The sequence below is a fragment of the Aeromonas fluvialis genome (assembly GCF_000819885.1).
In the GTDB taxonomy this organism is placed as follows: domain Bacteria; phylum Pseudomonadota; class Gammaproteobacteria; order Enterobacterales; family Aeromonadaceae; genus Aeromonas; species Aeromonas fluvialis.
On record NZ_CDBO01000044.1, the window covers coordinates 17,065 to 28,920 of the forward strand.

Below are 11,856 nucleotides of genomic sequence, written 5' to 3' on the forward strand. Positions count from 1 at the left end.
TTATACATGTCTACCCACGTTCACGACGAAGATGGTATTGCTGTTCTTAAACGGCTGATGGGGTATGTGAAGGAACGTCGAATAGGCTTTGTCGGTGGCATCCTAGGTATGCTGGGATTTGCAGCTGTCGATGCTGGTTTTGTCTCTTCGATTAAGCCCCTGATTGATGAGGGATTAAGTGGTAAGGATCCCAGCGTACTGAAAGTCATGCCTTTTTTTGTCATCGGTATCGTGATATTGCGCGGTTTTTGTACGTTTCTTTCTTCTTACTGCATGGCCTGGGTTGGTAATCACGTGGTGATGCGGTTACAGCAGGAGGTATTTAACCACCTGATGGCGCTGCCAATGGCATATTTTGATCGGGAAAATACTGCCCATCTGCTTTCTAAAATCACCTACGATGCCAATCAGGTCTCTAATTCGGCCAGCAATGCCTTGGTGTCTTTGGTTCGTGAAGGGGCGACCGTGATCTTCTTGCTCGCGTTGATGTTTTACCAATCTTGGCAGCTCTCTTTGATCTTTTTGCTCATTGGTCCGATCGTCGGGTTACTTATAACCGTGATTAGTCGCCGTTTTAGGGCGGTGTCACGACAATCTCAAAAGGCCATGGGCACCATGACGGCGACTACCGATCAGATGCTGAAGGGTCATAAAGAAGTATTGATGTTTAATGGCCAAGCCGTTGAAGCATCACGTTTTGCTAAGGTGAGTAACCAAATGCGCCTGCAAAACATGAAGATGGTGTCGGCTGACGCGATTGGTACGCCGATCGTGCAAATTGTTGCCTCGTTTGCCTTGGCCATCGTGTTGTATGTCGCGACGATCGACAGTGTACGGGAAACCCTGACCCCAGGTACCTTTACCGTGATCATCACCTCGATGATGATGCTGATGCGCCCGTTGCGTGAAGTCACACAGGTGAACACCCGTTTCCAACGGGGTATCACTGCCTGTCAGAGCCTGTTTGGTGTGCTAGATACGCCGCCTGAAAACGACAGCGGTAAATTGGATGTAGCGCGAGTACGTGGTGACATCGAATTTCGTAATGTCACCTTCTCTTATCAAGGAAAGCAAACGCCAGCACTCGATAATGTGAGTTTCAAGATTCCCGCAGGAAAGTCGGTCGCCTTGGTGGGGCGTTCAGGTTCAGGCAAAAGCACTATCGCCAGTTTGTTGACTCGTTTCTATGAGGTTGATTCTGGTGAAATATTGCTCGATGGCGTCAATATTCGCGAATATAGCTTGGCATCATTGCGCAATCAGTTTGCTTTGGTTTCTCAGCAAGTCCATCTCTTCAATGACACCATTGCCCACAACATCGCTTACGCAGCCGAAGATAAGTTTGACCGTGAACAGGTCGAGCAGGCCGCCCGCATTGCTCATGCCGATGAGTTTATTGTTAAGACGGATAATGGTTATGACACCATGTTAGGTGAGAATGGCACTAACCTCTCAGGTGGTCAGCGCCAGCGCATCGCCATCGCCCGTGCCCTGCTGCGTGATGCCCCGGTCTTGCTGCTGGACGAGGCAACGTCGGCGCTGGATACCGAGTCAGAGCGCCATATTCAGGCTGCCATCGACGAGCTGTGCAAGGCTCGGACCTCGCTGGTGATCGCTCATCGTCTCTCTACTATCGAGAAGGCGGACGAGATACTGGTGATTGACGAGGGTCATATCGTCGAACGTGGTAACCATGCCACACTGATGGCCATCCAGGGCACCTATGCTCAATTACGGTCTATTCAGTTTGGTGACGTAGCACCGGAAACTCACGGCTGATGCTGGAGAAACTCTGGTACGGTAACAGTGGCTGGCGCTGGTTGCTTGCCCCCTCTTCACTGCTATTTGCCATTATTAGCGGCACCCGCCGCTACGCCTATCGACTTGGTCTTTGTAAGGGGTATCGCTCCTCCTTGCCGGTGATCGTGGTGGGCAATATTTCGGTGGGGGGCAATGGCAAGACCCCGGTGGTGGTCTGGCTGGTGGAACAGTTGCAAGCCCGTGGCTATCGCCCCGGGGTGGTGAGCCGTGGTTATGGCGGCAAGGCCCCCTATTATCCCTATCGGCTTGATGAGACCAGCGCCACGGCACAGGCGGGTGATGAACCCGTGCTGATTGCCCGGCGCTGCGGCTGCCCCGTGGTGGTGGCCCCCAAGCGGGCCGATGCGGTCAGGCTGCTGGAGCAGAGCGGCGAGGTGGATATCATCATCACCGACGACGGCCTGCAACACTATGCGCTGGCCCGCGACATCGAGCTGGTGGTGGTGGATGGCGCCCGCCGTTTTGGCAACGCCTGCCTGCTGCCAATGGGGCCGCTGCGCGAGCCGATCACTCGTCTCAAACGGGTGGACGCCATCATCTGCAACGGCGGTGAGCCGGGAAAGGGGGAGTACCCCATGCAGTTGGTTGCCGATACTCCGCGCCGGGTGCGCGACGATGCACCGCTGGCCGCCCCCTTGTCGGGGCCGGTTGATGCGCTGGCGGGGATCGGTCATCCTCCCCGTTTCTTCGCCACTCTGGAGGGGCTCGGTTATCGACTCGAGCAACAGGTCCCTTACGGGGATCATCACCCCTTTGATCGGGATGAGCTGGTGAGCCGTTTTGCCGGCAAGCCGCTGCTGATGACGGAGAAGGATGCGGTCAAGTGCCGTGCTTTTGCCCTCGATAACTGGTGGTATTTGCCGGTCAGCGCCGAGTTGCCCGCATCCCTGCTCGATAGCGTGCTGCACAAGCTAGGGGCGATGGCGCCTTTCCACACCAAGCAACAAGGTTAAGCTCTTTCGCAGCGGCGGGGAGTAGAGGTGTATTGCCGGCCTCACAGGGAATATCTGGTTGCTCGACATCCATCGCTGGCGTGATGAAGCCGCCAGCGCGACATCGTTGAAGGAGTATCGTTTTGGCTTTGGACATCAAGTTGCTCGACATTATCGCCTGCCCGGTCTGCAAGGGTAAGCTGCACTACAACAAGGCTGTTCATGAGCTGGTCTGCCGCTTTGACAAGCTGGCCTACCCACTGGAGGAGGGGATCCCGGTGCTGCTGGAGAACCGGGCCCGTCCACTCACCAGTGACGAGCTGCCGTCATGAGTTTCGTCGTCGTCATTCCTGCCCGCTATGCATCAACCCGTCTGCCGGGCAAGCCGCTGGCGGATATCCATGGCAAGCCCATGGTGCAGCATGTCGTGGAAAAGGCCCTGCAATCGGGGGCGGATCGGGTGATTGTCGCCACTGACGATGCCCGGGTGCAGCATGCGCTGCAGACCACCGGCGTCGAGGTGTGCATGACCTCAGCGGATCACCAGTCCGGTACCGAGCGTCTGGCTGAAGTGTGCCGTCACTACGGCTTTGCTGCCGATACCATCATCGTCAATGTGCAGGGGGATGAGCCGCTCATTCCGCCCGCCATCATCCGCCAGGTAGCGGACAATCTGGCCGCCGCCACGGCGCCAATGGCGACCCTGTCGGTGCCGATCAGGGATGCCGAAGAGGCGTTTAACCCGAATGCGGTCAAGGTGGTGACCGACAAGGATGGCTACGCCCTCTACTTCAGCCGCGCCTCCATTCCTTGGGATCGGGATCGCTTTGCCAAGAGTCATGAGCAGATTGGCGGTCACTACCAGCGCCATATCGGCATCTATGCCTATCGCGCCGGATTTATCCAGCGTTATGTAGACTGGGCGCCGAGTGTGCTGGAGCAGGTCGAGGCGCTGGAGCAACTGCGGGTGCTCTGGTACGGGGAGAAAATCCACGTGGCTCAGGCACTGGAAGCGCCCCCGGTCGGGGTGGATACCCAGGTTGACCTCGAGAAGGTGCGAGCCTTCCTTGCGGGTTGAACCGGCACTCTCAATATAAGAAAAACGGTGTCGCAAGACGCCGTTTTTTGTTTTGAGTATCTCGATAATTATCTGATTAAAAACACTATAAATGCGCTTTGTCAAACTTTTGCCGTGGATGGTTTGCCAAAGCGGCGAGTTTGGTTATGATGCAAGACGCCCTGTTAACCCTAACCGGGCGGCTAAAACGAAATAAAAACGGGGTGTTTGGGTGATAAATGTATTCCTGGTCGATGATCATGAGCTGGTGCGTACAGGGATAAGACGCATTCTTGAAGATGTGCGCGGGATCAAGGTGGTAGGCGAGGCACAGTGCGGGGAAACCGCGGTGGCATTTTGTCGTCAACACCATCCGGATGTGATCCTGATGGACATGAACATGCCGGGCATTGGCGGCATGGAGGCGACCCGCAAGATCCTGCGGATCCGCCCCGATGTGCGCATCATAGTGCTGACCATTCATTCAGAAAATCCGTTCCCCACCAAGGTGATGCAGGCGGGTGCCGCCGGTTACCTGACCAAGGGGGCTGCCCCTGACGAGATGATCCAGGCGATCCGGCTGGTGCACTCCGGTCAGCGTTACATCTCCCCGGAGATTGCCCAGCAGATGGCGCTGAGCCAGTTTGCCTCCGCTGACGAGAACCCCTTCAAGTCCCTCTCCGAGCGCGAGCTGCAGATCATGATGATGATCACCAAGGGGCAGAAGGTGACCGATATCTCCGAGCAGCTCAACCTGAGCCCGAAGACCGTCAATAGCTACCGCTATCGTCTGTTCAGCAAGCTGGGGATCAACGGTGACGTGGAACTGACCCATCTGGCCATTCGCTATGGCATGCTGGATGCCGATACCCTGTAATCGGGTGGCGTCTGGTCACAAAGGCGGCGAGTGCCGCCTTTTTGCTTTTTGTCGTGCGGGGGCAGTATGCTCTGCCCGTCAATGTTTGCCCTTTGTGTAAGCCGAGTAGCTGATGACCCTCTCTTCCGAACCACTCTTCGACAGCAAGGCGTTTCTGAGCGCAGTGACGCATCAAAGCGGCGTCTACCGCATGTACGACAGTGGCGGCACCGTCATCTATGTCGGCAAGGCCAAGGATCTGAAAAAACGGCTCGCCTCCTACTTTCGCACCAATGTCGACAGCATCAAGACCCGCACCCTGGTGCGCCAGATCGCCGATATCCAGGTCACCGTCACTCACACCGAGACCGAGGCGCTGATCCTCGAGCACAACCTCATCAAGCAGTACCAGCCGCGCTACAACGTGCTGCTGCGGGACGACAAATCCTACCCCTGGATCATCATCACCGCCCATCAGCATCCCCGCATCGGCGTCCATCGCGGTGCGCGCAAGATCAAGGGGGAGTACTTCGGCCCGTACCCTTCGGGTGGCGCGGTGCGCGAGAGCTTGCACCTGATGCAGAAGATCTTTCCGGTGCGCCAATGCGAAGATGCGGTCTATGCCAATCGCACCCGTCCCTGTCTGCTCTATCAGCTCAAGCGCTGCGCCGGTCCTTGTGTCGCGGGGTTGGTAAGTGAGGCCGAATATGCCCAGCAGGTGGCGCTGGCCAAGCTGTTTCTGGCGGGCAAGAACCAGCAGGTGATTGGCGAGCTGGTGGGCAAGATGGAGTCTGCCAGCGGCGATCTGCGTTTTGAAGAGGCGGCCCGCTATCGGGATCAAATCCTGGCGCTGCGCCGGGTCACCGAGCAGCAGTCGGTGAGCGGCAATGTGCTGGACGAGCTGGATGTAGTGGGGGTCGCCTTCGAGCAGGGGGCAGCCTGTATCCATGTGCTCTTTATCCGTCAGGGCAAGGTGCTCGGCTCGCGCAGCTACTTCCCGAAAGTGCCGGCAGATACCCCGCAGGACGAGGTGGTGCAATCCTTCCTGCTGCAGTTCTATTTGTCGGGGCAGGGGGGACGGCAGATCCCGAGCGAGGTGCTGCTCGACGTGGCCCTCGAGGACGAGAGCGTGATCGCGCAGACCCTGAGCCAGACCGCGGGCTACAAGGTGCGGGTAGTGAGCCGTACCCGCGCCGAGCGGGCCCGTTTTATCAAGCTCGCCTCCATCAACGCCGAGACCGCGCTGCGCTCGCGGCTGGCTCACAAGAGCACCATTACTGCTCGCTACGATCAGCTGGAAGAGCTGCTGGAGCTGGAGCGCCCCATCGCCCGCATGGAGTGTTTCGATATCTCCCACACCATGGGGGAGCGCACGGTAGCCTCTTGCGTGGTGTTCAACCGGGAGGGGCCGCTCTCCTCCGAATATCGTCGCTTCAATATCGACGGCATCACCGGTGGTGATGACTATGCGGCGATGGAGCAGGCGCTGGAGCGCCGCTTTGGCAAGCCGCAGGAGCCGGACAAGGTGCCGGATGTGCTGTTTATCGATGGTGGCCTCGGCCAGTTGCGCCGCGCCGAAGAGATCCTGGCGCGCCAGCTGGAGTTCCTCGGTGGCAAATACCCGCTGCTGGTGGGGATTGCCAAGGGGGTCACTCGCAAGGCCGGGCTGGAGACCCTGATCATGGGGGAGAGCCACGAAGAGCTGCATTTACCGGCAGATATGCCCGCTTTGCACCTTATTCAGCATATTCGCGATGAATCCCACCGTTTTGCCATTACCGGCCACCGGGCGCGGCGTGCCAAGGCCCGCACCAGCAGCAGTCTGGAGGATATTCCGGGGGTGGGACCGAAACGGCGGCAGGCGTTGCTCAAATATCTGGGCGGTCTGCAGGAGGTCAAAAAGGCGAGTGTGGATGAACTGGCCAAGGTACCCGGCATCAGTCAGGAGCTGGCCCAGACCATCCACGATGGCTTGCGCAGTGCCTGAACCGGTTTCAAGCCAGTGCGACAGCATGGCAACATCGCTAACTCCTTGATGCACAAGAGCCGTGACGCGGGGGGGCCGTAAATGCCATAATGGCCCCGCATGTTGATAAGAGTGATGGATTAATAAGACCAAGACGGGCGCCAGTGCGGTTGCATCGCAAATCGGCTTTGGCGCACTATGTAGCGACGTACAAGAAGTGGCTGAAAATAATGACAAACATACCTAACCTGTTGACGTTTTTCCGGATTTTGCTAATCCCCGTCTTCGTCATCCTGTTCTATCTGCCTTATCAATGGTCCTATCTGGCTGCCGCTATCATCTTTATCCTGGCCGCTGCCACCGACTGGTTTGATGGCTATCTGGCTCGCAAGCTCAACCAGTCCACCGCCTTTGGCGCCTTCCTTGACCCGGTTGCCGACAAGATCATGGTCGCTGCCGCACTGGTAGTTATCGTCGAACACTACAACACCATCTGGGTCACCATCCCCGCCATGACCATGATTGGCCGCGAGATCATCATCTCCGCCCTGCGCGAATGGATGGCCGAGCTCGGCAAACGCTCCTCGGTGGCGGTCAGCTGGATTGGCAAGTGGAAGACCATGATCCAGATGGTGTCGCTCACCGGTCTGATTTGGCAATACAACGTCTGGATGGTGTGGCTCGCCTATGTGATGCTTTATGTCGCCACTGTGCTCACCTTCTGGTCGATGTTCCAGTACATGAAGGCGGCCTGGGGCGATCTGACCCACCACGCCAACCTGTGAGTCACCCGCGCCGCAAGGTGAAGTTTCCGCTGATTTAAGGCAGTAAACGGCCAAAGGCGTTAAAACTGTTCAAAAAGGGCAAAAAACGCCCGAACGATCAGGTAATTAAATATTTCTGGTTGACTGGGCGAGGAACATCGCTAGAATGCGTCCTCGTAGTCAGGCAGTCAGCCAGACCAATGCGGGAATAGCTCAGTTGGTAGAGCACGACCTTGCCAAGGTCGGGGTCGCGAGTTCGAGTCTCGTTTCCCGCTCCAAATTCAGACAATAGAGAGCCAACTCTCTTTTGCATGGCGCGTTAGCAAAGCGGTTATGCAGCGGATTGCAAATCCGTTTAGTCCGGTTCGACTCCGGAACGTGCCTCCATATTGACAAGCCCGCCACGCGGACTTGATACCGATTGCGGTGCCCGAGTGGTGAAATCGGTAGACACAAGGGATTTAAAATCCCTCGACGTTCGCGTCGTGCCGGTTCGATTCCGGCCTCGGGCACCATTAAAATTGAAGAGAAAAGCCTTACAGATTAAACAGATACGACGCTTCATTGCGTCGTTTTTGTTTCTGCTCCCCAGCGTTTCCCCTCTCTCACTTTTCCTTTCTTGTCCATTTCTTGTCTAAGCGACTTACTACTTCCTGCAATTCGTTGCGAACAACCTGCTCAGTCTTCCAACATAGCCAAGGACGTTTGGTTGGCTACTGCTCCGGACTTTTCCGGGGTCTGTTTCTGGTGCTGAAGCAAGTGCAGCTCACCGTTACCCCTTCGTCTTCACCCCTCCCAAACCCGCATTGAATCCCCTTTGAAACAGATATTAATCCCATGATCTAACCCATCATCGGAGGTATCTATGCAGACCAAATTTCGCTTTACCAATGCAGCCATCAAGGCTTTGCCCGCACAACAACGAGACGCAGGCGCTACTGAACTGGAGTTCTCCGATACAGAGGTCATTGGCTTAAAACTCTTGTCAGGAAAAAGCCAGGGCAGTAAGCGTTTCCTACTGCGCTATACCCTCCAGGGCAAGAAGCGCAGCATTGCTTTGGGACGATTCGGCGATATCGACGTGAGCCAGGCCAGGACCATTGCCCGCAAGTACAAGGCGATGTTGGCAGAAGGCATCGACCCGGTAGCAGAGCGGGATAGCTACAAAACTGAGCCCACCCTTTCGGAGTTCTTCTGGCAGACCTTTTTGCCACACCTCAAGACCATTGGTAAACGGTCGATCAGCAGCGACATTCAGCGGTTTAAACACAATATCGAACCACGCTTTGGTGCCATGCGTTACCGGCAACTCAAGGCGATGGATGTCCTGCAGTTGCAATCGGAGATGGTTCACCCCAACAACCCTCAGCAGACGGCCTACGCACCGAGTACCGCCAACCGTGTGCTGGCCCAGTTAAAGACCATGGGCAGCTATGCGGTGCGCTGGGGCATTCTGGACACCAACGAGGCGGCCAAGATCAAGCTGTTGAAGGAGGACAATGCCAGGACGCGTTTCCTATCGATTGAAGAGATGAAACGGGTCATTGAGGTGGCATTGCAGGATCGTAATCAAGCTGCAGGCAGCTTCATCGCGATGCTCTATCTGACGGGGGCAAGAAAATCAGAGGTGTTACTCGCTAAATGGGAACATGTGAACTGGGAGGATAAGACGTTGTTCGTACCCCTGACCAAGAATGGCAAGAGCCGGATCATTTATCTGAGTGCGCTGGCTATCGATATTCTGGAGAAGCTCCCCAGAATAGCCGGTAATCCCTATGTATTCGCGAGCCAGCATATTCGATGTCAGGGCAAGCCCATTGGTGAACCCAGATGTGCCTATGAACGGGTGTTGCAGAAAGCGGGTATCGAAGACCGCGATGAGGTCTGCTTCCATACGGCTCGTCATTCTGTCGCCAGTGCCTTGGTCTCTTCCGGGCAATACAGCCTGTATGACGTCAAGGCGCAACTGGCCCACGCCAGCATTCAATCCTCCCAGCGGTATGCAAAGCTGACCTCTGAGCGCAGTCGCAATATCAGCGAAGGTCTCTCGTCTATGATCCAGGCGGAGTGACCGAAAAGGTATTGTTTATAAACAGATATTAATAACCAGACAGCGCTGCCACATCGGCTGTTGGTCCACATTTCACAGTTCCCAGGCCCTTAAGCTCAGCCGAGCTTAAGGGCTTTCTTATTGGAGAGAAAAACAATGAAAACTTGTATGGAATGGCCGGAGGCAACCCTGCTCGCGGCCTACCCGGACATTTACCCAATGGTCATGGAGCAAATTATCGAACCCTTTTCATCAGTAGAGGAGGCAAGGGCATTCTGGGACACGACCGGTTGTAGTCTGGTCATTATCGAGATGACGGACTCGGTGAGTGAGTTCCAAGCCATGCCACAGCATACCCAGAATCAGGTGATGTTCGGTTTGCGTTACCCGGAGCAAGAGTTCGCCATATCCGAAGATTGGCGTCTGTTGTTGGCAATCCTCAACGATGAGGGGGCGGGGATTTACCTGCTGATCCACTCAAATGCACCGCTGCTTCCCACCCTGGAGGCGATGCACCATGAGTAATCCCAGTCATAGCGACATCATGCGCAAGTTAAAAGACATCAAGGGAATTAAGGAGCTGTTGGAAAAGGCCGTGCTGTTGTATGTCCTGCTCACGGATGGCGATCTGCCGGTCTGGTGCTATGCGCTCATCATCGGTGCGCTGGCTTATCTGGTAAACCCGTTCGACGTGGTACCAGATCCCATTCCATTTGCCGGTTATCTGGATGACTTATCGGTCATCACCTCGGCATTAGCCGCACTGCCGGTTAAGTCGCACCACCGTCAATCCGCGAAAGACCGAATGAGATCACTGTGACAGTGATGGAGTCGGTCCTGTCACGCTATCGCGTTTTCTATGATCCTTTATCTATGACCCATCTACCGATGGTCTGGAGATCGCAACCTCCGGTTATCTAACGACGTTGTAAGGAAACTATCATGACAAGACCCCGTAAAAACCGCGTTGAAGAGACCCCTAAACCAGCCAGCACCACGCCAGCCGACGAGAGCCCTCTCACATCCGGAGCAAGCGGCTGCGCCGACCCCCTCTCGCCAGCCCTTGCGGCTGACGCCGACAAGGCCAGGCCTGGACCCGGCGACACCGCAGACTCCGTGCCCGGCGGCCCTGCGCCCATACGCACCTTGCTCAACCATACCGCCGAGAAACTCAGTACCAGATCAGAAGGGCTTATTTTCTATGCCATCGGTCGTCATGAAGACACTGGCGAGCTGTTCCTGAAAATCACCGGTAATCAGGGTGGGGGTCTGCATAGCAAGGAGTGGATTGCGCTGTCGGCGATTGACGATGTGTTGTGCTCCTTGCCCGCAGACAAGCCGTTTAAATCCAGCGTTATGAAGCGACTGTTTAAAGGGGGCAGCGCCAACAATGCCGGATTCTTATCAGCCATTCTGCGCTCGGACGGACTGAAGTTGATCCAGAAGGCTGACGGCAATCCGATGCTGCATGAACTGGTGCCTGATTACCTTGAGCGCTTGGGTTCGCTAACCAATGAGCTCTGTACCGTAACTTCTACCATCGAATAACCCCTGCATAGTGCTCACCTGTCCAAGGGTGAGCCCCCCTAAACAATCAATCTGAGGTGATTATGACGATCCCATTTGCGGGCGATTTTGCCCTGCCTGTCAGTCAGGCATTGATGAGTATTCTGGATCAGGAACTGGTTAGATCTGGAATGGTGCTGAATGGAAAATCTAGTTTGGTCTTCAACTTCCGAGACCCGGATTACGGCCCGGTTCGTGGCGGGTTTCATCCGGTGGAAATTCGGCTGCTCAAGCGTAGAGACCGGTGGCAGTTCGATTACGTGACGGACTTTAGCTATCAGGGGCCGGAGGATATGGCGGAGTTGGTCAAAGAGATCGACTTCAACTTTTTGAGCGAAGAATACTACCTGCTCCGTTACGGCCAGATGGGACCAGCGCCGGCCAGGGAGCTCTATACGATGTGGGAGTCGAACTTCGTCAGTTACTACCACATGGGTGTGTTTACCGTCTCAGTGGCTGCGTAACCGTCGCACCGGACAGGAGAGGAACAGGAACCAGCGGCGGTTTGGTACTGGCAGTGGTGCTACTGTGTTCACCTTTCCATGCAGGGCAAGGAGCCATGGACTAACCCAACTCGAAACCGGTCAGCGGCTCAGTAGGTTAGTCCATCCTTCGTCTGTTTCAGGTGTCCCTCTCACCTGATCCACAAAACAAGTATCCCCGGCCTGTGGCTGGGAGGCTTGTTTTTTTGTCATCGGTGAGGAGGGAGAAAGACAGATATGTGTGTATCCCCAATAGCGTTATTCCACCAAGCCTGAAACCGGCTGGCGCTCTGGGGTTTTTGATACGCGCTTGTACGCAATAGACTCGATTTGCGCAGCACAGAGCTGTAGTGGCATAGTGA

12 protein-coding genes and 3 tRNA genes are annotated in these 11,856 nt (G+C 55.8%); all 15 read left to right on the plus strand.

What is annotated here, in order from left to right:
• The first annotated feature begins 6 nt into the window (after positions 1–6).
• Positions 7–1,779, plus strand: a complete 1,773-nt coding sequence (gene msbA, locus BN1125_RS09590) for a lipid A ABC transporter ATP-binding protein/permease MsbA (RefSeq protein WP_042012050.1) — start codon at positions 7–9, stop codon at positions 1,777–1,779.
• Entirely contained in the window at positions 1,779–2,774 is a 996-nt protein-coding gene (gene lpxK, locus BN1125_RS09595) for a tetraacyldisaccharide 4'-kinase (RefSeq protein WP_042012051.1), read from the plus strand. The genes msbA and lpxK overlap by 1 nt, the downstream gene beginning before the upstream one ends.
• Before the next feature lie 122 nt (positions 2,775–2,896).
• Positions 2,897–3,085, plus strand: a complete 189-nt coding sequence (locus BN1125_RS09600; RefSeq protein WP_042012052.1) for a Trm112 family protein — start codon at positions 2,897–2,899, stop codon at positions 3,083–3,085.
• Positions 3,082–3,831, plus strand: coding sequence for a 3-deoxy-manno-octulosonate cytidylyltransferase (gene kdsB / locus BN1125_RS09605; protein ID WP_042012053.1), 750 nt, complete (start codon positions 3,082–3,084; stop codon positions 3,829–3,831). Before BN1125_RS09600 ends, kdsB begins: the two co-directional genes overlap by 4 nt.
• Positions 3,832–4,042: 211 nt before the next feature.
• Positions 4,043–4,687 (plus strand): UvrY/SirA/GacA family response regulator transcription factor, encoded by a 645-nt coding sequence (gene uvrY / locus BN1125_RS09610; RefSeq protein WP_042012055.1) that lies wholly within the window; start codon positions 4,043–4,045, stop codon positions 4,685–4,687.
• Positions 4,688–4,799: 112 nt separating this feature from the next.
• Entirely contained in the window at positions 4,800–6,653 is a 1,854-nt protein-coding gene (gene uvrC, locus BN1125_RS09615; protein WP_042012056.1) for an excinuclease ABC subunit UvrC, read from the plus strand.
• A 209-nt stretch (positions 6,654–6,862) separates the two neighbouring features.
• Positions 6,863–7,417, plus strand: a complete 555-nt coding sequence (pgsA, locus tag BN1125_RS09620) for a CDP-diacylglycerol--glycerol-3-phosphate 3-phosphatidyltransferase (protein ID WP_031227442.1) — start codon at positions 6,863–6,865, stop codon at positions 7,415–7,417.
• Between the two features lie 181 nt (positions 7,418–7,598).
• Positions 7,599–7,674: transfer RNA gene (locus tag BN1125_RS09625), tRNA-Gly, on the plus strand.
• A gap of 35 nt (positions 7,675–7,709) precedes the next feature.
• Positions 7,710–7,783: transfer RNA gene (locus tag BN1125_RS09630), tRNA-Cys, on the plus strand.
• A gap of 41 nt (positions 7,784–7,824) precedes the next feature.
• Positions 7,825–7,911: transfer RNA gene (locus BN1125_RS09635), tRNA-Leu, on the plus strand.
• A 350-nt stretch (positions 7,912–8,261) separates the two neighbouring features.
• On the plus strand, positions 8,262–9,467 hold the full coding sequence (locus BN1125_RS09640; protein WP_042012057.1) for a tyrosine-type recombinase/integrase: 1,206 nt from the start codon (positions 8,262–8,264) through the stop codon (positions 9,465–9,467).
• Between the two features lie 147 nt (positions 9,468–9,614).
• Positions 9,615–9,971 carry a hypothetical protein gene (locus BN1125_RS09645; RefSeq protein ID WP_042012058.1) on the plus strand — a complete coding sequence of 119 codons (357 nt, stop codon included), beginning with the start codon at positions 9,615–9,617 and terminating at the stop codon, positions 9,969–9,971.
• Positions 9,964–10,266, plus strand: coding sequence for a YkvA family protein (locus tag BN1125_RS09650; RefSeq protein WP_042012059.1), 303 nt, complete (start codon positions 9,964–9,966; stop codon positions 10,264–10,266). Before BN1125_RS09645 ends, BN1125_RS09650 begins: the two co-directional genes overlap by 8 nt.
• Before the next feature lie 122 nt (positions 10,267–10,388).
• Complete coding sequence (locus tag BN1125_RS09655) at positions 10,389–10,994, plus strand: hypothetical protein (protein WP_052446121.1); 606 nt, start codon at positions 10,389–10,391, stop codon at positions 10,992–10,994.
• Positions 10,995–11,056: 62 nt separating this feature from the next.
• Positions 11,057–11,476 carry a DUF2787 family protein gene (locus BN1125_RS09660; RefSeq protein ID WP_042012060.1) on the plus strand — a complete coding sequence of 140 codons (420 nt, stop codon included), beginning with the start codon at positions 11,057–11,059 and terminating at the stop codon, positions 11,474–11,476.
• Positions 11,477–11,856: the final 380 nt, after the last annotated feature.